This is a genomic window from Escherichia sp. E1V33 (assembly GCF_004211955.1).
Taxonomy (GTDB): Bacteria; Pseudomonadota; Gammaproteobacteria; order Enterobacterales; family Enterobacteriaceae; genus Escherichia.
Map to the genome: position 1 here is coordinate 242,142 of NZ_RHJI01000010.1, position 26,665 is coordinate 268,806.

Here is a 26,665-nt window from a genome sequence, read left to right on the forward strand (position 1 = left end):
CTACATGTCGCATGATTAAGGAATATATATGGCTAGTATTTCAACGCTCGGGGTTGGGTCGGGGCTGGATCTCAGCAGCATCCTCGACAGTCTTGAGGCGGCAGAAAAATCTACCCTGACGCCGATATCAAAACAACAAAGCTCGTACACTGCGAAACTGAGCGCCTACGGGACGCTGAAAAGCGCGCTGGAGAGTTTTCAGACCGCCAACACGGCACTGAATAAAGCCGACTTATTTACCGCAACCTCAACCACCAGCAGTTCCTCGGCTTTTAGCGCCACCACCACGGGCAGCGCGATTGCCGGAAAATACACCATTAGTGTCAGCCAACTGGCACAGGCACAGACGCTCACTACCCAAAACAGCCAAAAAGACAACAAAGCCGCCATCGCCACCAGCGATAGCGTACTGACCATCCAGCAAGGCGGTGGAAAAGATCCCGTCACGATTGATATCAGCGCGGCTAACTCGTCACTCTCTGGCATCCGCGATGCAATTAACAACGCCAAAGCCGGTGTCAGCGCCAGTATCATCAATGTGGGTAACGGCGAGTATCGTTTGTCTATCACCGCCAATGATACCGGTAGCGATAACGCCATGAAACTGAGCGTCAGCGGCGACAGCGCCCTGCAAAGTTTTATGGGTTACAACGGAACGTCGGGTGATAGCAGCAATGGCATGATTGAAAGCGTCACCGCGCAGAACGCCAAACTGACGGTTAATAACGTTGAGATTGAAAACAGCAGCAACACTATCAGTGACGCGCTGGAAGATATCACTCTCAACCTGAATGACGTCACCACCGGTAATCAGACCCTCACCATCAGCAAAGACACATCTAAAGCTGAAAATGCGGTTAAAGCGTGGGTAGATGCCTATAACACGTTACAGGATACGTTCAGCAGCTTAACAAAATACACCGCAGTCGATGCCGGGGCAGAAAGTCAGGACTCCAGCAACGGCGCGTTACTCGGTGACTCCACGCTGCGCACCATCCAGACCCAGTTAAAAACGCTGCTTGCCAATACGCATAGTAGCTCGGCCTATAAAACATTGGCACAGATTGGTATCACGACGGATGCCAGTACCGGTAAGCTGGAAATAGCGACCGACAAACTGCAAACGGCCCTGAAGAAAGATGCCGCTGGCGTAGGTGAAATGTTTATTGGTGACGGTAAAAGCACTGGCGTAACCACCAGCATTAGCAGCAACCTGACCAGTTGGCTCTCCTCCACCGGGATAATCCAGGCTGCAAAAGATGGCGTAAGCAAAACACTGAACAATTTGACGGATCAGTACAACGCTGCCAGTGAACGTATCGATACATTAATGACGCGCTACAAAGCCCAGTTCACCCAACTGGATGTGTTAATGAACTCGCTTAACTCCACCAGTAGCTATCTGACACAGCAATTCGACACATCAAATAGCAGCTCGAAATAATCTTCAGGAGAGACTATGTACAGCGCAAAAGGCACGCAGGCCTATGCACAAATTGGCGTTGAGAGCGCCGTGATGAGCGCCAGCCAACAGCAACTGGTTACCATGCTATTTGACGGCGTGTTGAGTGCGCTGGTAAGAGCACGACTGTTTATGCAGGACAACAACCTGGAAGGTAAAGGCGTTTCTTTATCAAAAGCTATCAACATTATTGAGAATGGGCTAAAGGTGAGCCTCGAAGAAGAAAGCCAGGATGAATTAACCCAGAATTTAATTGCGCTCTATAGCTATATGGTCAGGCGTTTGCTGCAAGCGAATTTGCGTAACGATGTCTCCGCAGTAGAAGAAGTGGAAACGTTGATGCGCAATATTGCCGATGCCTGGAAAGAGACTTTACTCTCCCCTTCTTTGATTCAGGACCCTGTCTGATGAACCAAGCACCGCACTTGTATTTTGCCTGGCAACAACTTGTCGAAAAAAGCCAGTTCATGTTACGCCTGGCGACAGAAGGACGATGGGACGAACTCATCGCCAGCGAAATGGATTATGTGAATGCGGTGCAACAAATCGCACACCTGACGGAAGAGATGGAACCCTCTGCCATGATGCAGGAACAACTCAAACCGATGTTACGCCTCGTCCTGGACAACGAAAGCAACGTTAAACAGTTATTGCAGGTCCGGATGGATGAACTGGCGAAGCTGGTTGGTCAGTCATCGATGCAAAAATCCGTATTAAGTGCTTACGGCGACCAGGGCGGCTACGTACTGGCGCCGCAGGAGAATATCATCGATTTTTCTAGCCATCTGAATTTTGGCAAAGCATAAAGGTAGGATTACTCGCGAATAACCTGATTACGGCTACGCTTCTAATGTTCCCCTCATGTGGAGTCGAAGAATGCGTAATCCCACGCTGTTGCAATGCTTTCACTGGTATTACCCTGACGGCGGCAAGCTCTGGCCCGAGCTTGCCGAGCGCGCCGACGGTTTAAATGATATTGGTATCAATATGGTCTGGCTGCCGCCTGCCTATAAAGGCGCATCGGGCGGGTATTCTGTCGGTTACGACTCCTATGATTTATTTGATTTAGGCGAGTTTGATCAAAAAGGCACTGTCGCGACGAAATATGGTGATAAAGCGCAATTGCTGGCGGCCATCGACGCGCTTAAACGCAACGACATCGCCGTACTGCTGGACGTGGTAGTGAACCACAAAATGGGCGCCGACGAAAAAGAAGCGATTCGTGTACAGCGAGTTAACGAAGAGTGTCGCACGCAAATTGATGATGAAATTATCGAATGCGAAGGCTGGACTCGTTACACCTTCCCTGCACGAGCCGGAAAATACTCACAATTTATATGGGACTTCAAATGTTTTAGCGGTATCGACCATATCGAAAACCCGCATGAAGATGGCATCTTTAAAATCGTCAACGATTACACTGGTGAAGGCTGGAATGATCAGGTTGATGATGAATTAGGCAATTTCGATTATCTGATGGGCGAAAATATCGATTTTCGTAACCATGCTGTCACCGAAGAGCTCAAATACTGGGCGCGCTGGGTAATGGAACAAACTCAGTGCGATGGTTTTCGTCTCGACGCGGTAAAACATATTCCGGCGTGGTTCTATAAAGAGTGGATCGAGCATGTGCAAGAAGTTGCGCCGAAACCACTATTTATTGTGGCGGAATACTGGTCGCGCGAGGTCGAGAAACTGCAAACGTATATTGATCAGGTGGAAGGTAAAACCATGCTGTTTGATGCACCGCTGCAGATGAAGTTCCACGAAGCGTCTCGTATGGGTCGCGATTATGATATGACTGAGATTTTTACCGGTACATTAGTTGAAGTCGATCCTTTCCACGCCGTGACGCTGGTTGCCAACCACGACACCCAACCGTTGCAAGCCCTTGAAGCACCGGTAGAGCCGTGGTTTAAACCGTTGGCTTATGCCCTTATTTTACTACGGGAAAATGGCGTGCCTTCGGTGTTTTACCCTGATTTATACGGGGCTCATTACGAAGATGTCGGCGGTGACGGACAAACATATCAGATAGATATGCCAATAATCGAACAGCTTGATGAGTTAATCCTTGCCCGCCAGCGTTTTGCCCACGGTGTACAGACGCTATTTTTCGATCATCCGAACTGCATTGCCTTTAGCCGCAGTGGCACCGATGAATATCCCGGCTGCGTTGTGGTTATGTCGAATGGCGACGATGGCGAAAAGACCATTAATCTGGGGGAGAACTACGGCAATAAAACCTGGCGCGATTTCCTCGGTAATCGACAAGAGAGCGTGGTGACCGATGAAAATGGCGAAGCGACTTTCTTTTGCAACGGTGGCAGCGTCAGCGTTTGGGTTATCGAAGAGGTGATTTAAAACCGATCGCTGACAATACACTCATCGTTATTGCGCAGCTGTTGCAGTTCCAGGCCCGATAAGCTTGCGCATCGGGCACTTTTTTTGACATATAAATCCCCCAGCACCAGGGGGATTTCATTACGGCAGCGGCGTCGGTAACGGCGCTTTTTCCAGCGCGGCGGCACACTCTGCCGTCGGGCGAGACACACGTTCCATCGTCATGCCATCATACTCAATGGTGTTACCGTCACGCTCAATCTCGTACAGCTCACGTTTCACAGTAACGTTAGTGAGAGAATCAGACATCAGCGTCAGCTTACCCGGTAACGCAATCACCCGCTGCCATTGACGGCAATCCAGGGTATCACCCTCTTTAGTGACAATCAGGCTACCAATCGCTTCCGGGCTGACCAGCGCACGTTGCGGCCCTTTAGTCTGCCAGTACCCCGCCAGCCAGTCTGGCGCGGGGGTTTTTACAACATTATTATAGTTTTCGACTTCGGCACAGCCCGCCAGCAACATGAGTGCGCCTGCAATTGCGAGTTTTTTCATCATTCGTCCTGCATGAGAAGAAAAGTGGATTGTGGCATTAAAGCCCTGACGCTGCCAGCCTTTCCAGACCCAAAGAGAAATTTGATCTAACTATTATTTTTGTGAATTATTGCCACGCAAATAAATTCTCCTGGTGTATGATTCGCGACTCTTGTTTAAACCTTCTGAGTTCAGAGGCTACATACATGTCATGGCAGCACTTCAAACAAGCCTGGTTGATTAAATTCTGGGCGCCAATCCCTGCGGTCATCGCGGCGGGCATTCTCTCCACTTACTATTTTGGCATTACCGGCACCTTTTGGGCAGTTACGGGTGAATTTACCCGCTGGGGCGGTCAGCTTCTGCAATTGTTTGGCGTCCATGCTGAAGAGTGGGGCTATTTTAAAATTATCCATCTGGAAGGATCGCCATTAACCCGCATTGACGGGATGATGATTCTCGGTATGTTCGGCGGCTGTTTTGCCGCAGCATTATGGGCCAACAACGTCAAACTACGCATGCCGCGTAGCCGTATCCGCATTATGCAGGCCATTATTGGCGGGATTATTGCTGGTTTTGGTGCACGTCTGGCGATGGGCTGTAACCTGGCGGCGTTCTTCACCGGCATTCCTCAGTTCTCGCTGCACGCCTGGTTCTTTGCTATCGCCACCGCCATCGGCTCATGGTTTGGCGCGCGTTTTACCCTGCTGCCTGTCTTTCGTATCCCCGTGAAAATGCAGAAAGTTTCTGCCGCCTCGCCGCTGACGCAAAAACCGGATCAGGCGCGGCGGCGTTTTCGTCTTGGGATGCTGGTCTTTTTCGGCATGCTGGGCTGGGCGCTGCTGACGGCGATGAACCAACCAAAACTGGGGCTGGCAATGTTGTTTGGCGTCGGCTTTGGCTTACTGATAGAACGAGCACAAATCTGCTTTACTTCGGCGTTCCGCGACATGTGGATCACCGGACGTACCCACATGGCAAAAGCGATCATTATTGGTATGGCGGTAAGTGCCATCGGGATCTTCAGTTACGTACAGTTAGGTGTTGAACCCAAAATCATGTGGGCGGGTCCGAACGCAGTAATTGGCGGATTACTGTTTGGTTTTGGTATCGTGCTGGCGGGCGGCTGCGAAACAGGATGGATGTACCGCGCGGTGGAAGGCCAGGTGCACTACTGGTGGGTCGGTCTGGGCAACGTTATTGGCTCCACGATTCTGGCGTATTACTGGGATGATTTCGCCCCAGCACTGGCAACCGACTGGGACAAAATCAACCTGCTAAAAACATTTGGACCAATGGGCGGCCTGCTGGTGACATATTTACTATTGTTCGCTGCGCTGATGCTGATTATCGGCTGGGAAAAACGCTTCTTCCGCCGTGCTGCGCCGCAGGCAGCTAAGGAGATCGCATGAAAAATATCGTTCCTGATTACCGTCTTGATATGGTGGGTGAGCCCTGCCCTTACCCGGCAGTTGCTACCCTTGAGGCAATGCCGCAGTTAAAAAAAGGCGAAATCCTCGAAGTGGTCAGCGATTGTCCACAGTCGATTAACAATATTCCACTGGATGCGCGTAATCACGGCTATACGGTACTGGATATTCAGCAAGACGGGCCGACCATTCGTTATTTAATTCAGAAGTAATCTTTTCTCCCGCTGTTTCAGGCAGCGGGAGTCACTTGCTACGAATACTCCGTTGTCTATTTTCCGTACCGCAGTTGGATTATTATTGATTCACACAGACACAGCATTAAGTGATCGGACCAGATTGAAGGAATAACACCGATCATGCAAACTACTATACCTCACAACTAACGAGAGATTATTTCCCTGATGGATCAGGTTGCTATTTTTCAAAAGATGTTTGAGCAAGTGAGAACGGAGCTAAATTTCTCATGGTTTTATGCTGAGTTAAAACGTCATCATATTGCACATTATATTTACTATCTTGCCACAGATAACATCAGGATCGTCACGCACGATGACAATGTATTGTTAATCAGGGGAAGCAGAAGTCTATTAAAAGTCAGTGCCACCAAGGATCCTGAGCAAGTCAAAAAAGCAGCCCGAACTCACATTTCAAGACGGTCTACATTTCGGGAATATTGTATAACGCTTGCGAACGCTGGTGTTTTTCGGTGGGTTACTGACGTCAGTGATAATAAGCGGCGTTACTACTCTATCGATAATACACTTTTATATATTGAAGACGTCGAGAACAACAAACCACTCATTTAACTGTTCTCGCCAGCTTAGGTATGACAGTGGCTGGTTATTAATAAAATTTTCAATGAACGGTTCTGAAATAGCGATTAACTAACGCCTCCCAGATCATGCCTGTGACTATGTATTTTTCGTTGATGACAAAGAAAACCCTGGAGCGCACCAGATAACAGGTGGTTAGAGTTGACTGAAACATCAAGCATCGTAGTTCTCCGTAGATCTAACGGTGTGATTTGCCCCATATATGCCCCACCACTCAGCATCGAAGAGCACAAAGCCTGCAATCCAGTGCAAAGCTTTGTGTGCTCCCCACTACGACCTGCATAACCAGTTAGAAGATAGCAGTGATGTCAAACGACGCAGAAGTCCTCTTTTTCTTTCACGACTTCCCCTTCCCCAGCATGCATACCTTTCTGCCATAGCTGAAGTGAATGTCTGTTATGAGCGAGGAGCGAAAGTTGACGGTTCCGGGATGAACATTGATGTTGTCGTGATTCAATGCCTCCTTTAATGACATGAGTGTAAAATAAGATTATTCTCATTAGGCGATTTTCTTAACTCCATGAGAATTCAATGAATAAAATTACAATTGCTGCAGTCATTCTTTCCTCTGTGCTTCTGGGGGGGTGTGCGTCGGTTCCTCTGGCCAGTAATACTGAAAACGAGACAGCTAAGTCTTTCCCGATCCCGGAAAATGGCAAAGCCGGTCTATATGTTTACAGAGACAGCTTTGTTGGTAAAGCGTTAAAAAAGGACGTTTATCTTGACGGCCGTTGTCTTGGTGAAACGGCTGACAGAGTCTTTTTCTATCAGCAAATATCGACCAGCCAACCACATACGCTGGGAACTGAATCTGAGTTTTCACCTAATAATCTGACACTCAATGTCACGTCCGGGAAAAACTACTTTGTTCGCCAGTACATCAAGATGGGCGTTTTTGTTGGTGGAGCTGGACTGGAACAGGTTTCCGAAAACGAAGGTATCCGCGTCGTTTCTAAACCTGAAGTTAAGTTAGCAGTGCCAGGTCATTGCGATAACTGACCGGCGGAAATTTAATATCCAGCCCGCATCAGGGCTGGATATCATTCGCTTCTCGGTTTGGCTATATTGTTAAGAATTTGCGGGCATAGTCCCCACTTTATCTCTTTAGGCTTTCGAATTATCAGCTGCCTTTGGTTTCTGGCTGGAGGAGCATTTTAGGTCAACTGTGCTTTTTCCAACCTGCATGCCGGAGAGTTCGCTTTGCGGTCAGAATCTGTACACAACTGGTGGTTGGTTGGTGATTTTAACAATGCTCGCCTTAGTGCTAACTTGTACCCAGGAACGGCTATAAACAGCTGACAAGCAATGCCGGGGGTTTAGCTCTTTATGTCCCTCGGCCACTTCCGCTCCAGGTATGGAACGGACAATCTGCTGGTCTGAAGGTCCGCTGTGAGCGAGAAGTAGACAAAGGAGTGCTTTTAAAAGTTTAATACTTGTCTCAGTCCGAGATTTTGGTGAGTATTGATTCACTATAGTTTTCCGCCAGCATAAAGGGAGGCCCATATAGCAGTCCCTGCCAAGATAAGAACTAAAAATCTCTCAACCGTTTTGATAACTTTATGTCTATATGTTGACTTGAATCTAAAGTCATTAAAAATAAGGTATTGCCTATAAATATAATTGCTCATATTGGAAGCAGAATGCTGTGCAGTGGATGTACAATACCTACAATATATGGAAAAATGTTTTTTTATGTGTTTAGGTGTTATTTGGGATGGGTTTTGATACTTACCTATTATTATTTCAGTTTCATTGATTTTCCCAGCGTTAGATTGATAAGGCGCAACAAACACAAGAACATCACCGGATGGTCCCTGCGAATACCATAATTGAGCATTCCTTTCGTATGCAACTTCTAAGCTTTCGTTGTCAGAGGATGATATGTTAAAACCCAGGAATCTGACCCCAGTAAAAATATGAGTCGAATTAATATATTGTGAACTAATAAGATTAGATGATTTGATTGGTTCATCATCTTTTGATCTGCTAATGTAAAGGCTCCCAAAGATATCGGCACTATGTGTGTCAGCATTTAAAATTTCAAACTCCCTTTGAACTCGATCGTCCATAAACCTCCAATTTATGCGTTTAAAATATGCATTTAAACTATCTCGTCTTATTTTCTCTGCAGCAGACTTTAATTTCAAAGTAAATCCTTAAATATAAAAATAGTTCATCATATATTCCTAGTTAAACTAGGAAGTTGTTATGCTGAAAAGCATCACAGGCAATAAAATCAAACAAGTTCCAAGCATACTACATCAACAAACATCGATGCGCTCACATTCAGTATGAGAAACTTCGTTACGCCTGCCGACCTATTCCCCTTAAACTAATGCAGCATGATGTTAGGAACTTCCGCCTCTGGCACAAAGCAGTCCCCATGATAGTGCCGCGCTGCCATGGGGTCTTGTAGATTCAAATCCTCTCGTAAAAACCTAAATTTCTCAGTCAAACAGTAGATATCTGCAGATACATGAAATTAGCATATTGCATTATAAGTAAACAAATATCGAACATGTAAATTACAGAAATGCATATGCTATATTTCAACTAATTGCAAACGTACATTAAATAGCAAACAAATCCCTGCGGTAAATTATAACAAATGTTGCCAACATCTTTTCTACCTTAATAGATAACTATTTTTCCTGCCTTAACGCAAATTAACCACTTATTATCTGTTACCACTCGGTGTTATTAATATTATGACTTGACATATATAATTATTCATTTTTTTATATCAGAAAAATGTGAGCCATATCGAATTAAACAACATTTTATTTGTTTTTATTATCCGCATATAAATTATTTCTTTACTTTTTTGAGATTAATCCTAAAAATACGCGCTTTAACAATTCTGCTCACGTAGGAGAAACGTAATATTTACATACAAAAAATCAATAACTATCATCATGTTATGCCTATCTTCCGGCATCTCTGGATGTCAATGAAATGCTGATGAGTATGCTGCTGACGTTTACGAAGCCAATCAATTAAATTCAAAGCAAGAAACTAAAACAGTTAATATCATTTCAGTTCTTCCCGCTAAAGTTGCTGTTGACAACACTGCAAATAAACAAGCATCGCAAACTTTCGGAGCTATTTTAGGCGCCGTTGCCGGGGGGGGGTGGCTGGACATAACGTTGGAACCGGAAGTAATCTGGGAACCGCAGCAGGAGCTGTGGGTGGGGGTGGGGGTGCAGTTGGAGCAGCCGCGGGTACACTTGTAAAAGATAAATCTATTGTAGAGGGTGTTTCTTTAACCTACAAAGATGGAACAAAAATGTTTACATCAACCCAAGTGGGCAAATCTTGTCAATTTACCCCAGGTTTAGCTGTAGTCATTTCGACAAAAAATAATGAAACCAGAATTCAGCCTAATGCCTCTTGCCCTGAAAAAGCATAACACACAGTATCCATCATGAAAAAAATACTCATAGCTCTTGTTGCTATACCTTTCTCTCTCAGTTTTGCCAGTTCCTTACAAAGTCAACTTGCGGCAGTAGCTGAAGCAGAACAACAAGGAATCGCTGAAGAAAAAAGAGCAAATGACGCACATAAGGAAAATCTAGAGCGAGAGGCCCGTCTTGAGCAGCAACGACGTGCTAGTGCAATTGAAGCACAAAATAGAAAAGCTGCAGCTATTGCTGCAGACAGAAAAGCCGCACGCGAAAAGTTAGAATCTGAAATTAAGGAAGATAAGAAACGAGACATCGCATATGAAAATGAATTACGAAGCTTAGAGATTCAAAAACTAAAACTAGCTTTAGCTCGAGAAGAAGCTCGAGTCAAAAGAGAGAATGATTTTATAGATCAAGAACTGAAGAACAAAGCTGCACAGACAGATATCCTTCAATCCAACGCAGATGCAAATAGGAATATCTCTGAAGGTGGAAAGGAGTTAACGAAAAGTACTGGAAAAGCCAAAGAAAAAGAAGCTAGCGGATTTTTTAACTAATTTCATCCATGGTTATAATCAGTGCACATAAAATATATTCCTCTGTTAATAGAATATATAAAAGGCTGTCGAAGCATTGGCAGCATTACAGCAATCTTAAAATTGCGTGAACTTCCGGTATCATAGGGCATTTAATTTCCTGCGCCAACGATATGCCAACGCGATAACGAAAGAGTTCACTCTTCCTAAAACCGAAGCAGGAACAAACCGTGTTATCAACCTAATTCAACCAGCAATAGACGTGCTTAAGAATCAGGCTGAAATGACACGGCTTGGTAAGCAGTATCAGGTTGAAGTGAAACTTCGTGAGTATGGTCGAACTGAAATGCATCCGTGCACTTTTGTTTTTAATCCGCAAATCGTTACGCGTAATGGCCTTGCCGGGTACCATTATGCAGTTGGGTCGATTAATCAGTCATGGGAAACTGCAATGCGACGCGCCGGGATTCGCTACCGCAAAGCATATAAGTCCAGGCACACTTATGCATGTTGGTCTTTGACCGCTGGAGCTAACCCTAACTTCATCGCGAAGCAAATGGGACACTCTGATGCTCAGATGGTTTATCGCGTTTACGGATCGTGGATGGCAGAAAACAATCAGGATCAGGTATCCATTTTAAACCAGAAATTGAGTGAGTTTGCCCCATCCATGCCCCACGCTGTGGGATCGGATGTAATTAAACAAGTATAGTCAACAGGTTACAAAACCTACACCTGCATGCTCATCATTTCCTGGTACGCCGCCACCAGCTTATTACGCACCTGAATCCCCATTTGCATTGAAACTGACGCTTTTTGCATATCGGCCATCACATCGTTTAGCGCCACGCCGGGTTCGCCGAGGGTGAATTTTTCTGCCTGGGTGCGGGCGGCGGTTTGCGTATCACTTATACGATCGAGCGCGGCATGAAGTTGTCCGGCAAAACTGATGCCAGGTTGTGGTAGTGATTCCTGCGCACGGGCGCTCATCGCCGTCGCCTGTAACTGGCTGATAACCCCTTCAATCCCCTGTATAGCTGACATATTCATCTCCCGGAACATTTCTGTTAGCAGAGATTAACAGTAAGTCAATAAGATAAAGGCGTTAAATAACGATAAAAAACCGGGTTAATTGGCGCATAGAAAAAAATAAAACCACAAATAATGAGGCCGTCAATTTTTCGAGTTTGCTGACCCGGGAGTGCGTCTTGTTCCACTTTGCCAATAACGCCGTCTTTCATCTGCCGCGAGGTGCGCGATGAATACGACTGCAGCCCAGACAAAATCTCTTGAGTGGCTTAATCGCCTACGCGCGAATCCGAGAATCCCTTTGATTGTTGCTGGTTCCGCTGCAGTAGCAGTGATAGTCGCGTTAGTTCTATGGGCAAAAGCCCCTGATTACCGCACGTTATTCACCAACCTTTCCGATCAGGATGGCGGCGCGATTGTCAGCCAACTGACGCAGATGAACATTCCTTACCGCTTTAGTGAAGCCAGTGGCGCAATTGAAGTTCCGGCGGATAAGGTTCACGAATTGCGTCTGCGTCTGGCGCAGCAAGGCTTACCTAAAGGCGGAGCGGTCGGCTTTGAGCTGCTCGATCAGGAAAAGTTTGGTATCAGCCAGTTCAGCGAACAGGTGAATTATCAGCGAGCGCTGGAAGGCGAACTTTCTCGTACTATCGAAACCATCGGCCCGGTGAAAGGGGCACGCGTGCATCTGGCGATGCCAAAACCGTCTTTATTTGTCCGTGAGCAAAAATCCCCTTCTGCATCGGTGACAGTGAATTTATTGCCAGGGCGTGCGCTGGATGAAGGGCAAATTAGCGCCATTGTGCATCTGGTTTCCAGTGCGGTAGCTGGGCTGCCGCCGGGAAACGTCACTCTGGTGGATCAGGGGGGGCATCTGTTAACCCAGTCCAACACCAGCGGGCGCGATCTTAATGATGTCCAGTTGAAATATACCAGCGATGTCGAAGGCCGGATTCAACGTCGTATTGAAGCAATTCTGTCGCCTATTGTCGGCAACGGCAATATTCATGCGCAAGTCACGGCGCAGCTGGATTTCGCCAGCAAAGAGCAAACAGAAGAGCAGTATCGCCCTAATGGCAATGAGTCGCAGGCAGCGCTTCGTTCCCGTCAACTGAATGAAAGCGAGCAGAGCGGTTCCGGTTATCCGGGCGGCGTGCCGGGTGCATTGTCTAATCAGCCCGCGCCCGCGAATAACGCGCCGATTAGCACGCCTCCGGCAAATCAAAACAATCGCCAGCAACAGACGAGCACTACCAGCAATAGTGGGCCGCGCAGCACACAGCGTAATGAAACCAGCAACTACGAAGTCGATCGCACCATTCGTCATACCAAAATGAACGTCGGTGACGTGCAACGTTTGTCTGTCGCGGTAGTGGTGAATTACAAAACGCTGCCAGATGGCAAACCGTTGCCACTGAGCACCGAACAGATGAAACAGATTGAAGATCTGACCCGCGAGGCTATGGGTTTTACGGAAAAACGCGGTGATTCGCTCAATGTCGTCAACTCACCGTTTAATAGTAGTGATGAAAGTGGCGGTGAACTGCCGTTCTGGAAACAACAAGCGTTTATCGATCAGTTACTGGCTGCCGGACGCTGGTTGCTGGTGATACTGGTGGCGTGGTTGCTGTGGCGTAAAGCGGTGCGTCCGCAATTAACCCGCCGCGCCGAGGCGGTGAAAGCCGTTCAGCAACAGACACAAACTCGTCAGGAAATGGAAGATGCAGTGGAAGTCCGCCTGAGCAAAGACGAACAACTGCAACAACGCCGCGCTAACCAACGCCTGGGAGCAGAGGTAATGAGCCAGCGTATCCGTGACATGTCTGATAACGATCCGCGCGTAGTGGCGCTGGTCATTCGCCAGTGGATAAATAACGATCATGAGTAACCTGACAGGCACCGATAAAAGCGTCATTCTGCTGATGACCATTGGCGAAGACCGGGCGGCAGAGGTATTCAAGCACCTGTCCCAACGAGAAGTGCAAACCCTGAGCGCGGCAATGGCGAACGTCTCGCAGATCTCCAACAAACAATTAACTGAAGTACTGGCAGAGTTTGAACAAGAAGCCGAACAGTTTGCTGCGCTGAATATCAACGCCAACGATTATCTGCGTTCAGTGCTGGTCAAAGCGCTGGGCGAAGAGCGTGCCGCCAGCCTGCTGGAAGATATTCTCGAAACCCGCGACACTGCCAGCGGTATTGAAACGCTCAACTTTATGGAGCCGCAGAGCGCCGCCGATCTGATTCGCGATGAACATCCGCAGATTATCGCTACCATTCTGGTGCATCTGAAACGCGCTCAGGCCGCCGATATTCTGGCGTTGTTCGATGAACGTCTGCGCCACGATGTGATGCTACGTATCGCCACCTTTGGCGGCGTACAGCCTGCCGCGCTGGCTGAACTGACGGAAGTGCTGAATGGCCTGCTCGACGGTCAGAATCTCAAGCGCAGCAAAATGGGCGGCGTAAGAACAGCAGCCGAAATTATCAACCTGATGAAAACTCAGCAGGAAGAAGCGGTTATTACCGCCGTGCGTGAATTTGACGGTGAGCTGGCACAAAAAATTATCGACGAGATGTTCCTGTTCGAAAATCTGGTGGATGTCGACGATCGCAGCATCCAGCGTTTGTTACAGGAAGTGGATTCCGAATCGCTGCTGATTGCGCTGAAAGGTGCCGAACAGCCACTGCGCGAGAAATTCCTGCGCAATATGTCGCAGCGTGCCGCCGATATACTGCGCGACGATCTTGCCAACCGTGGTCCGGTGCGTCTGTCGCAGGTGGAGAACGAGCAGAAAGCGATTCTGCTGATTGTGCGCCGTCTTGCCGAAACAGGCGAGATGGTGATTGGCAGCGGCGAGGATACCTATGTCTGATAATCTGCCGTGGAAAACCTGGACACCGGACGATCTTTCGCCACCACAGGCGGAGTTTGTACCACTGATGGAGCCAGAAGAAACCGTCACTGAAGAGGCTGAACCCAGCCTTGAGCAACAACTGGCACAACTGCAAATGCAGGCCCACGAGCAAGGTTATCAGGCGGGTATTGTCGAAGGTCGCCAGCAAGGCCATGAACAAGGCTATCAGGAAGGTCTGGCCCAGGGGCTGGAACAAGGACTGGCACAGGCAAAATCCCAGCAAGCGCCGATTCATGCCCGAATGCAACAGCTGGTCAGCGAGTTTCAGACCACTCTTGATGCGCTGGATAGCGTGATTGCTTCACGCCTGATGCAAATGGCGCTGGAGGCGGCTCGTCAGGTGATAGGCCAAACGCCAACGGTGGACAACTCGGCGCTGATTAAACAGATCCAACAGTTGTTGCAGCAAGAACCGTTATTCAGCGGCAAACCGCAGCTACGCGTGCATCCCGATGATCTACAACGTGTAGATGAGATGCTTGGCGCAACGTTAAGTTTGCATGGATGGCGCTTGCGCGGCGACCCGACCCTGCATCCCGGCGGCTGTAAAGTCTCCGCCGATGAAGGTGATCTCGACGCCAGCGTCGCCACCCGCTGGCAAGAACTCTGCCGTCTGGCAGCACCAGGAGTGGTGTGATGACCACTCGCCTGACACGTTGGCTAACCTCGCTGGATAATTTTGAAGCCAAAATGGCGCAACTGCCTGCGGTGCGCCGCTACGGGCGATTAACACGCGCCACCGGGCTGGTGCTGGAAGCCACCGGATTGCAACTGCCGCTCGGCGCAACCTGTGTCATTGAACGGCAGAACGGCACTGAAACTCACGAAGTGGAAAGCGAAGTGGTTGGCTTTAACGGTCAACGGCTGTTTTTAATGCCACTAGAGGAAGTTGAAGGCGTGCTGCCCGGCGCGCGCGTTTACGCCAAAAATATCTCCGGCGACGGGCTACAAAGCGGCAAGCAGTTACCGCTCGGTCCAGCGCTCTTAGGCCGCGTTCTGGACGGCAGTGGTAAACCGCTCGATGGTCTGCCCTCCCCCGATACGACTGAAACTGGCGCCCTGATTACCCCGCCGTTTAACCCATTGCAACGTACACCGATTGAACATGTCCTGGATACTGGCGTGCGCCCGATTAATGCCCTGCTTACCGTTGGGCGTGGGCAGCGTATGGGGCTGTTTGCTGGTTCCGGCGTCGGTAAAAGTGTGCTGCTGGGGATGATGGCACGCTACACCCGTGCCGATGTGATTGTCGTTGGTTTGATTGGTGAACGTGGGCGAGAAGTAAAAGATTTTATTGAGAATATTCTCGGCGCCGAAGGGCGTGCGCGCTCAGTAGTGATAGCCGCTCCGGCTGATGTTTCTCCGCTCCTGCGAATGCAAGGTGCCGCCTATGCCACGCGAATTGCCGAAGATTTCCGCGATCGTGGTCAGCATGTGTTGCTGATTATGGACTCCCTCACCCGCTACGCGATGGCCCAGCGTGAGATTGCACTAGCCATTGGCGAACCGCCTGCCACCAAAGGCTACCCACCGTCAGTATTCGCCAAATTACCGGCACTGGTCGAGCGTGCCGGAAACGGCATCAGCGGCGGCGGCTCGATTACCGCGTTTTATACCGTGCTCACCGAAGGCGATGACCAGCAGGACCCGATTGCCGACTCCGCACGGGCGATCCTCGACGGTCACATTGTGCTTTCTCGTCGTCTGGCGGAAGCCGGGCATTATCCGGCGATTGATATTGAAGCCTCAATCAGCCGTGCAATGACGGCGTTAATCAGCGAGCAACATTATGCGCGGGTGCGTACGTTCAAACAGTTGTTGTCGAGTTTTCAGCGTAACCGCGATCTGGTCAGCGTCGGCGCTTATGCCAAAGGCAGCGATCCGATGCTCGATAAAGCCATCGCCCTGTGGCCGCAGCTGGAGGGCTATTTGCAACAAGGCATTTTTGAACGCGCGGACTGGGAAGCGTCTCTCCAGGGGCTGGAGCGTATTTTCCCGACAGTGTCATAACCCAGGAGATAACGGCAGATGGCAGAACATGGCGCGCTGGCGACCCTGAAAGATCTCGCAGAAAAAGAGGTGGATAATGCCGCCCGCCTGCTGGGAGAAATGCGTCGCGGATGTCAGCAGGCGGAAGAACAGCTCAAAATGCTGATCGATTATCAGAATGAATATCGCAATAACCTCAATAGCGATATAAGTGCCGGGATGACCAGCAACCGCTGGATCAACTATCAGCAGTTTATCCAGACGCTGGAAAAAGCCATTACTCAGCATCGCCAGCAACTTAATCAGTGGACGCAGAAAGTTGACATTGCCCTGAACAGCTGGCGAGAAAAGAAACAACGTTTGCAGGCCTGGCAGACACTGCAGGAACGGCAATCCACGGCGGCACTGCTTGCAGAAAACCGCCTCGATCAGAAAAAGATGGATGAGTTCGCCCAGCGCGCCGCCATGAGGAAACCTGAATGATTCGCTTAGCGCCCTTGATTACCGCCGACGTTGACACCACCACACTGTCCGGTGGTAGCGCCACTGACACGGCACAGGATTTTCTTGCGTTGTTGAGCGGGGCATTAGCAGGAGATGCAGCTCCAGGCAAAGCTTCGCCGTTGCTTCGGGTTGCAGTGGATACCCCACACGCGCCAGGAAAAGAACGCGCCAGCGAAACTCTGGCCGAGGTACAGCCGTCTGATTTACTCATCGCTACTGACGAAACGTTGGCTGAACTAACCGCAGCGCTACCCGATACAACGCCGCTGACAAAGGCTCTGGTTAATACGCTGGCAGCCATGCCAGAAAAGGAGACGGTCGCCGATGATAAAACGGATGACCTTAATGAAGATGCTGTCGCCAGCCTGAGCGCCCTTTTCGCTATGTTGCCCGGTTTTGACAATACCCCTAAAGTGACTGATGCGCCTGCAACCGCGTTACCGACGCAAAAGCCAACACTCTCAACGAAACTGACTACCGCGCAACTCGCAACAGCGCAACCTGACGACGCCCCTGGCACGCCAGCTCAGCCATTAACACCGCTGGTCGCAGAAGCCCAGAGTAAAGCGGAAGTCATCAGCACACCTTCGCCGGTGACCGCTGCCGCCAGCCCGCTAATCACTCCACATCAGACACAGCCACTGCCCAGCGTCGCAGCGCCTGTTCTGAGCGCACCGCTGGGTTCTCACGAATGGCAGCAATCATTAAGCCAACATATTTCACTGTTTACCCGTCAGGGGCAGCAAAGTGCCGAGCTGCGTTTGCATCCACAGGATTTAGGCGAAGTACAAATATCTCTCAAGGTGGATGACAACCAGGCGCAAATCCAGATGGTTTCACCACATCAGCACGTACGCGCCGCCCTGGAAGCAGCGCTGCCGGTACTGCGTACGCAGCTGGCCGAGAGTGGCATTCAGTTAGGGCAAAGCAACATCAGTGGCGAAAGCTTTAGTGGTCAGCAGCAGGCCGCTTCCCAGCAACAACAAAGTCCGCGCACATCAGGCCATGAACGTCTGACAACCGAGGATGACGATACATTGCCGGTTCCCGCAACTCTCCAGAGAGTTTCATCTGGCAATAGCGGCGTCGATATTTTCGCCTAACGTCAGATGTAGCACCTTAATCCGCGTCTTTTCCACGCTTTGCCGCACTTAAGACGCAGGATAATTAGCCGATAAGCAGTAGCGACACAGGAAGACCGCAACACATGACTGATTACGCGATAAGCAAGAAAAGCAGGCGATCGCTTTGGCTCCCTATTCTGGTATTCATCACTCTCGCGGCCTGCGCCAGCGCGGGTTACAGCTACTGGCATTCACAACAAGTGGCCGCTGACAACAAAGCGCAACAACATGTCATGCCTTCACCGGTCTTCTATACGCTGGATACCTTTACGGTGAATCTGGGTGATGCGGACCGTGTGCTTTATATCGGTATTACGCTGCGACTAAAAGATGAAGCCACCCGTTCGCGCCTGAGTGAATATTTGCCGGAAGTCCGTAGTCGCTTGCTGTTACTGTTTTCGCGTCAGGATGCCGCTGTGCTGGCAACGGAAGAAGGCAAGCAACAACTGATTGCTGCGATTAAAGCCACACTTTCTACCCCGCTTGTTGCCGGGCAACCGAAACAGGATGTCACCGACGTGCTGTATACCGCTTTTATTCTGCGATAACGACATGGGCGATAGTATTCTTTCTCAAGCTGAAATTGATGCGCTGTTGAATGGCGACAGCGAAGTCAAAGACGAACCGACTTCCGGAGTGACCGGTGAAAGTGATATTCGTCCGTACGATCCCAACACGCAACGCCGGGTTGTTCGCGAACGGTTACAGGCGCTGGAAATCATCAATGAGCGTTTTGCTCGCCACTTCCGCATGGGGCTGTTTAACCTGTTACGCCGTAGCCCGGACATTACCGTCGGGGCGATTCGTATTCAGCCGTATCATGAATTTGCCCGCAACCTGCCGGTGCCGACCAATCTTAACCTTATCCACCTGAAACCACTGCGTGGCACAGGGCTGGTGGTGTTCTCGCCGAGTCTGGTATTTATTGCCGTAGATAACCTGTTCGGCGGTGACGGTCGCTTCCCGACCAAAGTAGAAGGTCGCGAGTTTACCCATACGGAACAACGCGTCATCAACCGCATGTTGAAGCTGGCGCTCGAAGGCTACAGCGACGCGTGGAAGGCGATTAATCCACTGGATGTGGAGTACGTGCGTTCTGAAATGCAGGTGAAATTTACCAATATCACCACCTCTCCGAACGACATTGTGGTTAATACGCCGTTCCATGTCGAGATTGGCAACCTGACCGGTGAATTTAATATCTGCCTGCCATTCAGCATGATTGAACCACTGCGGGAATTGTTGGTTAACCCGCCGCTGGAAAACTCGCGCAATGAAGATCAGAACTGGCGCGATAATCTCGTACGCCAGGTACAGCACTCACAGCTGGAACTGGTCGCCAATTTTGCCGATATTTCGCTGCGCTTGTCGCAGATTTTAAAGCTGAAACCTGGCGACGTCCTGCCGATAGAAAAACCCGATCGCATTATCGCCCATGTTGATGGCGTTCCGGTGCTGACCAGCCAGTACGGCACCATCAACGGCCAGTATGCGTTACGGATAGAACATTTGATTAACCCGATTTTGAATTCTCTGAACGAGGAACAGCCCAAATGAGTGACTTGAATAATCCGGCCGATGACAACAACGGCGCAATGGACGATCTTTGGGCTGAAGCGTTAGGCGAACAAAAATCGGCAAGCGACAAGAGCGCAGCTGAAGCGATGTTCCAACAGCTTGGCGGCGGTGACGTCAGCGGAACGTTGCAGGATATCGATCTTATTATGGATATTCCGGTCAAGCTGACCGTCGAGCTGGGCCGTACGCGGATGACCATCAAAGAGCTGCTGCGCCTGACGCAAGGATCAGTGGTGGCGCTGGACGGTCTGGCAGGCGAACCGTTGGATATTCTGATTAACGGTTATTTAATTGCTCAGGGTGAAGTTGTGGTTGTCGCCGATAAATATGGCGTGCGGATCACCGATATCATTACCCCGTCCGAGCGGATGCGCCGCCTGAGCCGCTAGTGATGAATAACCACGCCACGGTACAACCTTCCGCGCCAGTTTCTGCTGCGCCGCTCCTTCAGGTGAGCGGCGCGCTAATTGCCATTATTGTTCTGATTCTCGCTGCGGCCTGGCTGGTAAAAAGGCTGGGATTTGCACCCAAACGTAATGGTACGAACGGGCTGAAAGTTAGCGCAAGTGCCTCGTTGGGGACGCGTGAACGGATCGTGGTGGTCGATGTGGAAGATGCGCGACTGGTTCTCGGCGTTACCGCAGGGCAAATCAATCTGCTGCATAAACTTCCCCCTTCTGCGCCAACGGAAGAGTTACCTCAAGCCGATTTTCAGTCGGTCATGAAAAACTTGCTTAAGCGTAGCGGGAGAGGCTGATGCGTCGTCTGTTGTCTGTCGCACCGGTCCTTCTCTGGCTGCTTACCCCTCTCGCCTTTGCTCAACTGCCGGGCATCACCAGCCAGCCGCTGCCTGGCGGTGGACAAAGCTGGTCGCTCCCGGTGCAGACGCTGGTGTTCATCACTTCGTTGACGTTCATTCCAGCGATTTTACTGATGATGACCAGTTTCACCCGCATCATTATTGTTTTTGGTTTATTGCGTAACGCACTGGGAACGCCCTCCGCGCCGCCCAATCAGGTATTGCTGGGGCTGGCGCTATTTTTGACCTTTTTTATTATGTCGCCGGTGATCGACAAAATTTATGTCGATGCATACCAGCCCTTCAGCGAAGAGAAAATCTCAATGCAGGAGGCGCTGGAAAAAGGGGCGCAGCCGCTGCGTGAATTTATGCTGCGTCAGACCCGCGAGGCGGATTTAGGGTTGTTTGCCCGACTGGCGAATACCGGCCCGTTGCAGGGACCGGAAGCTGTACCGATGCGCATTTTATTACCAGCCTACGTGACCAGCGAGCTGAAAACAGCCTTCCAGATAGGCTTCACGATTTTCATTCCTTTTTTGATTATCGACCTGGTTATTGCAAGTGTGTTGATGGCATTGGGGATGATGATGGTTCCCCCCGCGACCATTGCTCTGCCGTTTAAACTGATGCTGTTTGTACTGGTGGATGGCTGGCAATTGCTGGTCGGTTCGCTGGCGCAAAGCTTTTACAGCTAGAGAGGCAAAATGACACCCGAATCGGTCATGATGATGGGGACAGAAGCGATGAAAGTCGCGCTGGCGCTGGCTGCCCCGCTGCTACTGGTGGCACTGGTCACCGGTCTTATCATCAGCATATTGCAGGCTGCCACGCAGATTAACGAAATGACGCTGTCGTTTATTCCGAAAATCATCGCCGTATTTATCGCCATTATTATTGCCGGACCGTGGATGCTCAACCTGTTGCTGGATTACGTTCGTACCTTGTTCACTAACCTGCCGTATATCATCGGGTAATCGATGCAATGTTGCAGGTAACAAGCGATCAATGGCTCTCCTGGCTAAGTCTGTATTTCTGGCCATTACTGCGTGTACTAGCGCTCATTTCTACCGCGCCCATTTTGAGCGAACGCAGCGTGCCTAAACGGGTAAAACTGGGCCTCGCAATGATGATCACGTTCGCCATTGCCCCGGCAATACCCGCCAACGATGTGGCTATTTTTTCGTTCTATGCCCTATGGCTGGCGGTGCAGCAAATCCTCATTGGCATTGCTCTCGGCTTTTCCATGCAATTTGCCTTCGCCGCTGTGCGCACCGCTGGCGAAATTATCGGTCTGCAAATGGGGCTGTCATTTGCGACGTTTGTCGATCCTGGCAGCCATCTCAATATACCCGTCTTAGCGCGCATTATGGATATGCTGGCGCTACTGTTATTCCTGACATTTAACGGTCATTTATGGTTGATTTCGTTGCTGGTCGATACGTTTCACACTCTACCCATTGGTGGCGAACCGCTGAACAGCAATGCATTCCTGGCACTCACCAGGGCTGGGAGTTTGATTTTTCTTAACGGGTTGATGCTGGCGTTACCGCTCATTACCCTGTTGCTGACGCTGAATCTCGCATTAGGTTTACTGAATCGTATGGCCCCGCAATTATCAATCTTTGTTATTGGTTTTCCATTAACGTTGACTGTCGGCATCTCATTAATGGCGGCATTAATGCCGTTAATTGCTCCTTTTTGCGAACATTTATTTAGTGAAATTTTTAATTTGCTGGCAGATATCATCAGCGAATTACCTGTAATATGATTCCCTAATGTTTATCTTGTTATCCTAAGGATTATCTGAAAAATAATACCAGCGAACATCTTCCAGGATACTCCTGTGGCGAAATATTTGTTTTAACCTCACTCACATATCGCAACATTTACTTTACTTTAAGACAATTCCAGGCAAATTATACAACACTTTACGGGATAGTAAGTCCGCCTGAAAAATCGCGAGAGTGGCGCATTAGGTGACCCATGTCGTTCCGTTTAGTCATGATGAAATATTCAGGTAAGGGGAATTATCGTTACGCATTGAGTGAGGGTATGCCATGTCAACGATTATTATGGATTTATGTAGTTACACCCGGCTGGGTTTGACCGGGTATCTGTTGAGTAGAGGGGTGAAAAAAAGAGAAATCAACGACATTGAAACCGTTGATGACCTTGCCATCGCTTGTGAATCACAGCACCCTTCAGTGGTGTTTATTAATGAGGACTGTTTTATCCACGATGCTTCTAACAGTCAACGTATCAAGCACATCATTAATCAACATCCCAATACGTTATTTATCGTTTTTATGGCAATTGCCAATGTTCATTTTGATGAATATCTATTGGTCAGAAAAAATTTATTGATCAGTTCCAAATCGATTAAGCCGGAATCTCTTGATGATATCCTTGGCGATATTCTGAAAAAAGAGACAACGATGGCCAGTATTTTAAATATGCCAACGTTATCATTAAGCCGGACCGAATCGAGTATGTTGCGAATGTGGATGGCTGGTCAGGGAACGATTCAAATATCTGACCAAATGAATATTAAAGCCAAGACCGTTTCATCGCATAAAGGCAATATTAAACGTAAGATCAAAACGCATAATAAACAGGTTATCTACCATGTCGTCCGACTGACCGATAATGTGACTAATGGTATTTTTGTCAACATGCGCTAAGGCATACTGACTGGTGGGATACCACCAGTCAGGCTGACAGAAATTACTCTGCTTTCTCCACAAAGATACCATCCTGATGCCCTGCTTCATTAAAGAACCAGATGCCGAGCGGGTAGTCTTCCAGCGAAACCAGGTACATTGTGCCTTCACTAAACTCCTCAACTGCCAGTACCACGCCAGGACGACGCGGACCGCCATCCGTTTTGACTGTTACCCGATCATTCACCTTCATCGTTTTCCTCCTGTGGCTTTGTGCCAGTTTAGAACAATTTCGTTTTTCTGACAGCGCCGGGCGCGTGCGAGTGCTGATTTTCTCAACGGTCTATACTTAAGAAATGCCTGGCTGACATGACGTGTCGGCAGCAACATATAAGCAACGGTTGCGAGGAAAGATGATGAAAACCGCAAAAGAGTACAGCGATACCGCAAAACGTGAGGTCAGCGTCGATGTCGATGCCCTGCTGGCGGCGATCAATGAAATTAGCGAAAGCGAAGTTCATCGCAGCCAGAACGATTCGGAACACGTTAGCGTCGATGGCCGTGAATATCATACATGGCGTGAATTAGCCGATGCCTTTGAACTTGATATTCATGACTTTAGCGTCTCTGAAGTGAATCGCTAAATGCGTCATAAAAAAATCCCGACCCTTGTGGGGGTCGGGATCAAACTTGCTTAAGCAAGAAGCACTTAAAAAATTCGTTACACCAGGAAATCTGATGCGTTCATCACCTTATCCGCAATTTTTTAGGCTGACAAGAAAATATTCTTGATATGAATGATTAACGTCACTTATGAATGGAAGTGTGATCCGCGTCACCACTTGGAGGCTCTGGCGTTCACGGGATCGCTCCCGAAAAACGATTTTTTATTATTCGTGCTGTTTTAAGAAATATCCGGCAAAGGGAGTACTGCGCGATCATGCTTTCAATTCATCAACCGCTGCTGATTTTCACCGATCTTGATGGCACCTTGTTGGACAGTCATAGCTATGACTGGCAACCTGCCGCCTCCTGGTTAATCCGCCTGCGGGAAGCAGAGATCCCCGTGATCCTGTGTAGTAGTAAAACCTCGGCTGAGATGCTGTACCTGCAAAAGATGTTAGGTCTGCAAGGGTTGTCACTCATTGCAGAGAACGGCGCGGTGATCCAACTGGATCAACAATGGCAGGATTTGGACGGCTTTCCGCGCATCATCTCGGGTATTGCTCATAGTGAGATCAGCCAGGTATTAAATACGCTGCGTGAGAAAGAACACTTCAAATTCACCACCTTTGATGACGTCGATGATACAACCATCGCTGAATGGACTGGCTTAAGCCGCAGCCAGGCCGCACTGACGCAGTTGCATGAGGCTTCGGTCACGCTTATCTGGCGCGACAGTGACGAGCGGATGGCACAATTTACCGCTCGCCTGAATGAACTGGGCTTGCAGTTTGTGCAAGGTGCGCGTTTCTGGCATGTGCTGGATGCCTCGGCCGGGAAAGATCAGGCAGCCAACTGGATCATTGCGGCATATCAGCAATCAAGTGGAAAGCGTCCAACCACGCTTGGCTTAGGCGATGGCCCAAATGATGCGCCATTACTGGAAGTGATGGATTACGCGGTGATCGTAAAAGGGCTAAACCGGGAAGGCGTGCATTTGCAAAATGAGGATCCGGCCCGTGTCTGGCGGACACAGCAAGAGGGACCGGAAGGCTGGCGAGAAGGGCTGGATCACTTTTTCACGGCCAGTTAAGGGCTATCGCTCGCGCAGACCCGATTACGCCCCGCTTGTTTTGCGAGATACAACCGCCGGTCGGCCAGAGACTGTAATTGTTCAAAATCATAATCGCCGGTTTCCTCGCTGCTACTCACCCCCAGCGAGGCACTGATGCGTAGGGTTGTGCTCTTGGCGATCAACATCTCTTTTTCATTCAGCTTCAGACGAATACGTTCGGCAACTTCCGTTGCCTGCGCCAGGTTAGCGCCTGGCAAAATCACACAAAACTCCTCGCCGCCAACGCGTCCTGCAACGTCCTGTGAACGCAAGGAACGACTGATTAATCCGGCAGCATGCGACAGCACACGATCGCCCGCCTGATGCCCAAAGCGGTCATTAATCGCTTTAAAATGGTCAAGGTCGACCTGTATGACAGAAAATGGATGTTTGTGTACCTGACACAATTCGGCAAGCGGACGCGCTTTTTCGAACAATGCGCCACGGTTATACAAGCGCGTTAAGGTGTCATGCCACGCCTGCCACTGCAACGAGCTTTGCAGGACATACATATTGCTGACCATCTGGCGAATCACATACCAGGAGATAAGTAACATCGTCGTAAAGAGCGCCCACAGAAGGGTTAACGCAATGCTGATGCTGCCGAAATCACCACGCACACCCTCACTAAGCGTATGAATGCGCACCAATGCGCCATCAAAATGGTCCAGTCGCTCCCAGCTAACATAGCGACTGTTCATCCTAATGCCACCGCGCGTATCGTGTTCCATAGCCTGCGCCAGAGATGCCAGCTCTCGAGGATCAAAGAGATCCTCCGCCGAGTGTTCCGGGTTAGAGGAGGTCAATAATTTCAGTTTACTGTCGTAAAGCTGATATTCGCCATCCAGGTTTTTATCAATAGCGTTTTTTAGAAATTGCTGCATCGAGCGCACAGGGATACTCATCCCCAACACGCCATACCAGTAATTATTGCTATCGACTGGTACGCTTACGGTGACCTGCGGTTCAGTAACATTGTTATGGTCATGCTGAGAAGTAAACCAACGTACGCCACGTTGACGATTTTCTCGTTCTGATTGGCCGATAAACCAGTTTTGTGTGACAAATTCGTAGTAACGTGTAGGGACATTTCGGGTAAACAACGTCGGCTGCGTCGAAACGTAGAATCCAGCGCGAGAGACATACATAGCTTGTTCAACCATCGACGAAGAGTTGTGCGCCAGCCGCAGTAAGTAGCCGACTTCCAGTGCGGCGGTAATTTCATTGTCGAGTGATTCATTTTCGCGAGAAAGTTGATTTCCCTCTCTCACTAACGCATCCGAGACGCCGTTTACCGACAGGGTGCGTCGTCTGTTGAGTTCGATTTGCCAGGCGTGTTCGTCGCGATGTTGTTCAAACTCGACAACAGCGTTACGCATAGAAGTGAAATCCAACGGCGCAACAAGTGCTTCACGCATTCCATTACGCAAAAAAATCAGTTTATCGACGTTATATTGCAGTTGCCTGTCGAGCGCGTTGGCAACGTTTTCCAAATGATTACGCTGGCTGGAGATATAGGCGTCTTCCAGCACCACGACTTCACGCCAGGTGAGCAAAGTGGAAAAGAGCAACACCACGATGAAGCACAGATTAACGACATGACCAGGCCCCAGGCGGCGAGCGAGTATTTTTAGCCAGCTCTGGTTTTCCATTTTTGTCTCGTGCTGCACCCTGACGACTCCCAACCTGCTTTTTTATGATTCTGGCATAACCTGGCGATAGCGTACCGCCAAACATCGATATTT

30 protein-coding genes and 2 pseudogenes are annotated in these 26,665 nt (G+C 49.4%); 27 read left to right on the forward strand and 5 right to left on the reverse strand.

The annotated features are described in order from the left end of the window. Positions 1 to 28 precede the first annotated feature (28 nt). The 4 genes from fliD to amyA all read left to right on the forward strand — a co-directional run bounded on the left by fliD (position 29) and on the right by amyA (position 3,826). Positions 29 to 1,444 (forward strand): flagellar filament capping protein FliD, encoded by a 1,416-nt coding sequence (gene fliD / locus D9742_RS09315; RefSeq protein ID WP_130236713.1) that lies wholly within the window; start codon positions 29 to 31, stop codon positions 1,442 to 1,444. Positions 1,445 to 1,459: 15 nt separating this feature from the next. Further along, the gene (gene fliS, locus D9742_RS09320) at positions 1,460 to 1,870 is read left to right on the forward strand and encodes a flagellar export chaperone FliS (protein WP_130236714.1); all 411 of its coding nucleotides are present in this window, start codon (positions 1,460 to 1,462) and stop codon (positions 1,868 to 1,870) included. Further along, complete coding sequence (gene fliT / locus D9742_RS09325; RefSeq protein ID WP_130236715.1) at positions 1,870 to 2,268, forward strand: flagella biosynthesis regulatory protein FliT; 399 nt, start codon at positions 1,870 to 1,872, stop codon at positions 2,266 to 2,268. Before fliS ends, fliT begins: the two co-directional genes overlap by 1 nt. Positions 2,269 to 2,338: 70 nt before the next feature. Next, positions 2,339 to 3,826, forward strand: a complete 1,488-nt coding sequence (gene amyA, locus D9742_RS09330; protein WP_130236716.1) for an alpha-amylase — start codon at positions 2,339 to 2,341, stop codon at positions 3,824 to 3,826. Between the two features lie 120 nt (positions 3,827 to 3,946). Here the strand turns inward: amyA and yedD are convergent, their stop codons facing one another. Further along, positions 3,947 to 4,360 (reverse strand): lipoprotein YedD, encoded by a 414-nt coding sequence (gene yedD, locus D9742_RS09335; RefSeq protein WP_130236717.1) that lies wholly within the window; start codon positions 4,358 to 4,360, stop codon positions 3,947 to 3,949. A 185-nt stretch (positions 4,361 to 4,545) separates the two neighbouring features. On the opposite strand from yedD, the gene yedE reads away from it, so the two are divergent. The 4 genes from yedE (at position 4,546) to D9742_RS09355 (ending at position 7,601) form a co-directional block, all read left to right on the forward strand. Beyond that, positions 4,546 to 5,751: a selenium metabolism membrane protein YedE/FdhT gene (yedE, locus tag D9742_RS09340; protein WP_130236718.1), complete on the forward strand. Its 1,206-nt coding sequence runs from the start codon at positions 4,546 to 4,548 to the stop codon at positions 5,749 to 5,751. After that, positions 5,748 to 5,981: a sulfurtransferase-like selenium metabolism protein YedF gene (gene yedF / locus D9742_RS09345; protein ID WP_000790504.1), complete on the forward strand. Its 234-nt coding sequence runs from the start codon at positions 5,748 to 5,750 to the stop codon at positions 5,979 to 5,981. The genes yedE and yedF overlap by 4 nt, the downstream gene beginning before the upstream one ends. Before the next feature lie 189 nt (positions 5,982 to 6,170). Then, the gene (locus tag D9742_RS09350) at positions 6,171 to 6,575 is read left to right on the forward strand and encodes a DUF1398 domain-containing protein (protein ID WP_130236719.1); all 405 of its coding nucleotides are present in this window, start codon (positions 6,171 to 6,173) and stop codon (positions 6,573 to 6,575) included. 558 nt (positions 6,576 to 7,133) lie between these two features. Then, the gene (locus D9742_RS09355; RefSeq protein ID WP_130236720.1) at positions 7,134 to 7,601 is read left to right on the forward strand and encodes a DUF2846 domain-containing protein; all 468 of its coding nucleotides are present in this window, start codon (positions 7,134 to 7,136) and stop codon (positions 7,599 to 7,601) included. A 470-nt stretch (positions 7,602 to 8,071) separates the two neighbouring features. Here the strand turns inward: D9742_RS09355 and D9742_RS09360 are convergent, their stop codons facing one another. Further along, positions 8,072 to 8,749 (reverse strand): hypothetical protein, encoded by a 678-nt coding sequence (locus D9742_RS09360; protein WP_130236721.1) that lies wholly within the window; start codon positions 8,747 to 8,749, stop codon positions 8,072 to 8,074. Positions 8,750 to 9,517: 768 nt separating this feature from the next. Here D9742_RS09360 and D9742_RS09365 point away from each other — a divergent pair. The 3 genes and pseudogenes from D9742_RS09365 to D9742_RS09375 all read left to right on the forward strand — a co-directional run. Beyond that, positions 9,518 to 10,011: pseudogene (locus D9742_RS09365) on the forward strand (hypothetical protein). A 15-nt stretch (positions 10,012 to 10,026) separates the two neighbouring features. Further along, positions 10,027 to 10,563, forward strand: a complete 537-nt coding sequence (locus D9742_RS09370; protein WP_130236722.1) for a DUF5384 family protein — start codon at positions 10,027 to 10,029, stop codon at positions 10,561 to 10,563. 101 nt (positions 10,564 to 10,664) lie between these two features. Continuing rightward, positions 10,665 to 11,254: pseudogene (locus D9742_RS09375) on the forward strand (tyrosine-type recombinase/integrase); the annotation flags it as partial. A gap of 17 nt (positions 11,255 to 11,271) precedes the next feature. Here D9742_RS09375 and fliE read toward each other — a convergent pair. Then, on the reverse strand, positions 11,272 to 11,586 hold the full coding sequence (fliE, locus tag D9742_RS09380) for a flagellar hook-basal body complex protein FliE (protein WP_130208583.1): 315 nt from the start codon (positions 11,584 to 11,586) through the stop codon (positions 11,272 to 11,274). Between the two features lie 214 nt (positions 11,587 to 11,800). Between fliE and fliF the strand changes: the two genes are divergently transcribed. From fliF to rcsA, 14 genes are all read left to right on the forward strand, one after another. Further along, on the forward strand, positions 11,801 to 13,459 hold the full coding sequence (gene fliF, locus D9742_RS09385) for a flagellar basal-body MS-ring/collar protein FliF (RefSeq protein ID WP_130236723.1): 1,659 nt from the start codon (positions 11,801 to 11,803) through the stop codon (positions 13,457 to 13,459). Next, entirely contained in the window at positions 13,452 to 14,447 is a 996-nt protein-coding gene (fliG, locus tag D9742_RS09390) for a flagellar motor switch protein FliG (RefSeq protein ID WP_032184453.1), read from the forward strand. Before fliF ends, fliG begins: the two co-directional genes overlap by 8 nt. Further along, a complete protein-coding gene (gene fliH, locus D9742_RS09395; protein ID WP_130236724.1) occupies positions 14,440 to 15,126 on the forward strand; it encodes a flagellar assembly protein FliH in 687 nt (228 codons plus the stop codon). Before fliG ends, fliH begins: the two co-directional genes overlap by 8 nt. After that, on the forward strand, positions 15,126 to 16,499 hold the full coding sequence (gene fliI / locus D9742_RS09400) for a flagellar protein export ATPase FliI (protein ID WP_130236725.1): 1,374 nt from the start codon (positions 15,126 to 15,128) through the stop codon (positions 16,497 to 16,499). The genes fliH and fliI overlap by 1 nt, the downstream gene beginning before the upstream one ends. Before the next feature lie 18 nt (positions 16,500 to 16,517). Then, complete coding sequence (gene fliJ, locus D9742_RS09405) at positions 16,518 to 16,961, forward strand: flagellar export protein FliJ (RefSeq protein WP_130236726.1); 444 nt, start codon at positions 16,518 to 16,520, stop codon at positions 16,959 to 16,961. Further along, positions 16,958 to 18,085 carry a flagellar hook-length control protein FliK gene (locus D9742_RS09410; protein ID WP_130236727.1) on the forward strand — a complete coding sequence of 376 codons (1,128 nt, stop codon included), beginning with the start codon at positions 16,958 to 16,960 and terminating at the stop codon, positions 18,083 to 18,085. The genes fliJ and D9742_RS09410 overlap by 4 nt, the downstream gene beginning before the upstream one ends. Positions 18,086 to 18,189: 104 nt before the next feature. Further along, positions 18,190 to 18,654, forward strand: coding sequence for a flagellar basal body-associated protein FliL (gene fliL / locus D9742_RS09415; RefSeq protein ID WP_130236728.1), 465 nt, complete (start codon positions 18,190 to 18,192; stop codon positions 18,652 to 18,654). Positions 18,655 to 18,658: 4 nt separating this feature from the next. Then, a complete protein-coding gene (gene fliM / locus D9742_RS09420) occupies positions 18,659 to 19,663 on the forward strand; it encodes a flagellar motor switch protein FliM (protein ID WP_130236729.1) in 1,005 nt (334 codons plus the stop codon). Then, positions 19,660 to 20,073: a flagellar motor switch protein FliN gene (gene fliN / locus D9742_RS09425; RefSeq protein WP_130236730.1), complete on the forward strand. Its 414-nt coding sequence runs from the start codon at positions 19,660 to 19,662 to the stop codon at positions 20,071 to 20,073. Before fliM ends, fliN begins: the two co-directional genes overlap by 4 nt. A 2-nt stretch (positions 20,074 to 20,075) precedes the next feature. Then, positions 20,076 to 20,441: a flagellar biosynthetic protein FliO gene (gene fliO / locus D9742_RS09430; protein WP_130236987.1), complete on the forward strand. Its 366-nt coding sequence runs from the start codon at positions 20,076 to 20,078 to the stop codon at positions 20,439 to 20,441. Continuing rightward, positions 20,441 to 21,178, forward strand: coding sequence for a flagellar type III secretion system pore protein FliP (gene fliP, locus D9742_RS09435; protein WP_064529344.1), 738 nt, complete (start codon positions 20,441 to 20,443; stop codon positions 21,176 to 21,178). The genes fliO and fliP overlap by 1 nt, the downstream gene beginning before the upstream one ends. 9 nt (positions 21,179 to 21,187) lie before the next feature. Beyond that, on the forward strand, positions 21,188 to 21,457 hold the full coding sequence (gene fliQ, locus D9742_RS09440) for a flagellar biosynthesis protein FliQ (protein WP_000187358.1): 270 nt from the start codon (positions 21,188 to 21,190) through the stop codon (positions 21,455 to 21,457). 8 nt (positions 21,458 to 21,465) lie between these two features. Then, positions 21,466 to 22,251: a flagellar biosynthetic protein FliR gene (fliR, locus tag D9742_RS09445; RefSeq protein ID WP_130236731.1), complete on the forward strand. Its 786-nt coding sequence runs from the start codon at positions 21,466 to 21,468 to the stop codon at positions 22,249 to 22,251. Between the two features lie 289 nt (positions 22,252 to 22,540). After that, positions 22,541 to 23,164 carry a transcriptional regulator RcsA gene (rcsA, locus tag D9742_RS09450; protein WP_130236732.1) on the forward strand — a complete coding sequence of 208 codons (624 nt, stop codon included), beginning with the start codon at positions 22,541 to 22,543 and terminating at the stop codon, positions 23,162 to 23,164. A gap of 43 nt (positions 23,165 to 23,207) precedes the next feature. Here the strand turns inward: rcsA and dsrB are convergent, their stop codons facing one another. Beyond that, positions 23,208 to 23,396: a protein DsrB gene (dsrB, locus tag D9742_RS09455; RefSeq protein ID WP_000867217.1), complete on the reverse strand. Its 189-nt coding sequence runs from the start codon at positions 23,394 to 23,396 to the stop codon at positions 23,208 to 23,210. A 163-nt stretch (positions 23,397 to 23,559) separates the two neighbouring features. Here dsrB and yodD point away from each other — a divergent pair, with 163 nt between their 5' ends. Both yodD and D9742_RS09465 read left to right on the forward strand, forming a co-directional pair. Further along, on the forward strand, positions 23,560 to 23,787 hold the full coding sequence (gene yodD, locus D9742_RS09460; RefSeq protein WP_000844800.1) for a peroxide/acid resistance protein YodD: 228 nt from the start codon (positions 23,560 to 23,562) through the stop codon (positions 23,785 to 23,787). Positions 23,788 to 24,083: 296 nt separating this feature from the next. Further along, the gene (locus D9742_RS09465) at positions 24,084 to 24,899 is read left to right on the forward strand and encodes a mannosyl-3-phosphoglycerate phosphatase-related protein (RefSeq protein WP_130236733.1); all 816 of its coding nucleotides are present in this window, start codon (positions 24,084 to 24,086) and stop codon (positions 24,897 to 24,899) included. Here the strand turns inward: D9742_RS09465 and dgcQ are convergent. Further along, complete coding sequence (gene dgcQ, locus D9742_RS09470; protein ID WP_130236734.1) at positions 24,896 to 26,590, reverse strand: cellulose biosynthesis regulator diguanylate cyclase DgcQ; 1,695 nt, start codon at positions 26,588 to 26,590, stop codon at positions 24,896 to 24,898. The two genes, D9742_RS09465 and dgcQ, sit on opposite strands and share 4 nt — an antisense overlap. Between the last annotated feature and the right edge of the window lie 75 nt (positions 26,591 to 26,665).

Excerpts from the sequence above, each read along its gene's own strand:
- fliD (WP_130236713.1), top strand. The coding sequence starts at position 29 with ATGGCTAGTATTTCAACGCTCGGGGTTGGGTCGGGGCTGGATCTCAGC.
- fliS (WP_130236714.1), top strand. The coding sequence starts at position 1,460 with ATGTACAGCGCAAAAGGCACGCAGGCCTATGCACAAATTGGCGTTGAG.
- fliT (WP_130236715.1), top strand. The coding sequence starts at position 1,870 with ATGAACCAAGCACCGCACTTGTATTTTGCCTGGCAACAACTTGTCGAA.
- amyA (WP_130236716.1), top strand. The coding sequence starts at position 2,339 with ATGCGTAATCCCACGCTGTTGCAATGCTTTCACTGGTATTACCCTGAC.
- yedD (WP_130236717.1), bottom strand. The coding sequence starts at position 4,360 with ATGAAAAAACTCGCAATTGCAGGCGCACTCATGTTGCTGGCGGGCTGT.
- yedE (WP_130236718.1), top strand. The coding sequence starts at position 4,546 with ATGTCATGGCAGCACTTCAAACAAGCCTGGTTGATTAAATTCTGGGCG.
- yedF (WP_000790504.1), top strand. The coding sequence starts at position 5,748 with ATGAAAAATATCGTTCCTGATTACCGTCTTGATATGGTGGGTGAGCCC.
- D9742_RS09350 (WP_130236719.1), top strand. The coding sequence starts at position 6,171 with ATGGATCAGGTTGCTATTTTTCAAAAGATGTTTGAGCAAGTGAGAACG.
- D9742_RS09355 (WP_130236720.1), top strand. The coding sequence starts at position 7,134 with ATGAATAAAATTACAATTGCTGCAGTCATTCTTTCCTCTGTGCTTCTG.
- D9742_RS09370 (WP_130236722.1), top strand. The coding sequence starts at position 10,027 with ATGAAAAAAATACTCATAGCTCTTGTTGCTATACCTTTCTCTCTCAGT.
- fliE (WP_130208583.1), bottom strand. The coding sequence starts at position 11,586 with ATGTCAGCTATACAGGGGATTGAAGGGGTTATCAGCCAGTTACAGGCG.
- fliF (WP_130236723.1), top strand. The coding sequence starts at position 11,801 with ATGAATACGACTGCAGCCCAGACAAAATCTCTTGAGTGGCTTAATCGC.
- fliG (WP_032184453.1), top strand. The coding sequence starts at position 13,452 with ATGAGTAACCTGACAGGCACCGATAAAAGCGTCATTCTGCTGATGACC.
- fliH (WP_130236724.1), top strand. The coding sequence starts at position 14,440 with ATGTCTGATAATCTGCCGTGGAAAACCTGGACACCGGACGATCTTTCG.
- fliI (WP_130236725.1), top strand. The coding sequence starts at position 15,126 with ATGACCACTCGCCTGACACGTTGGCTAACCTCGCTGGATAATTTTGAA.
- fliJ (WP_130236726.1), top strand. The coding sequence starts at position 16,518 with ATGGCAGAACATGGCGCGCTGGCGACCCTGAAAGATCTCGCAGAAAAA.
- D9742_RS09410 (WP_130236727.1), top strand. The coding sequence starts at position 16,958 with ATGATTCGCTTAGCGCCCTTGATTACCGCCGACGTTGACACCACCACA.
- fliL (WP_130236728.1), top strand. The coding sequence starts at position 18,190 with ATGACTGATTACGCGATAAGCAAGAAAAGCAGGCGATCGCTTTGGCTC.
- fliM (WP_130236729.1), top strand. The coding sequence starts at position 18,659 with ATGGGCGATAGTATTCTTTCTCAAGCTGAAATTGATGCGCTGTTGAAT.
- fliN (WP_130236730.1), top strand. The coding sequence starts at position 19,660 with ATGAGTGACTTGAATAATCCGGCCGATGACAACAACGGCGCAATGGAC.
- fliO (WP_130236987.1), top strand. The coding sequence starts at position 20,076 with ATGAATAACCACGCCACGGTACAACCTTCCGCGCCAGTTTCTGCTGCG.
- fliP (WP_064529344.1), top strand. The coding sequence starts at position 20,441 with ATGCGTCGTCTGTTGTCTGTCGCACCGGTCCTTCTCTGGCTGCTTACC.
- fliQ (WP_000187358.1), top strand. The coding sequence starts at position 21,188 with ATGACACCCGAATCGGTCATGATGATGGGGACAGAAGCGATGAAAGTC.
- fliR (WP_130236731.1), top strand. The coding sequence starts at position 21,466 with ATGTTGCAGGTAACAAGCGATCAATGGCTCTCCTGGCTAAGTCTGTAT.
- rcsA (WP_130236732.1), top strand. The coding sequence starts at position 22,541 with ATGTCAACGATTATTATGGATTTATGTAGTTACACCCGGCTGGGTTTG.
- dsrB (WP_000867217.1), bottom strand. The coding sequence starts at position 23,396 with ATGAAGGTGAATGATCGGGTAACAGTCAAAACGGATGGCGGTCCGCGT.
- yodD (WP_000844800.1), top strand. The coding sequence starts at position 23,560 with ATGAAAACCGCAAAAGAGTACAGCGATACCGCAAAACGTGAGGTCAGC.
- D9742_RS09465 (WP_130236733.1), top strand. The coding sequence starts at position 24,084 with ATGCTTTCAATTCATCAACCGCTGCTGATTTTCACCGATCTTGATGGC.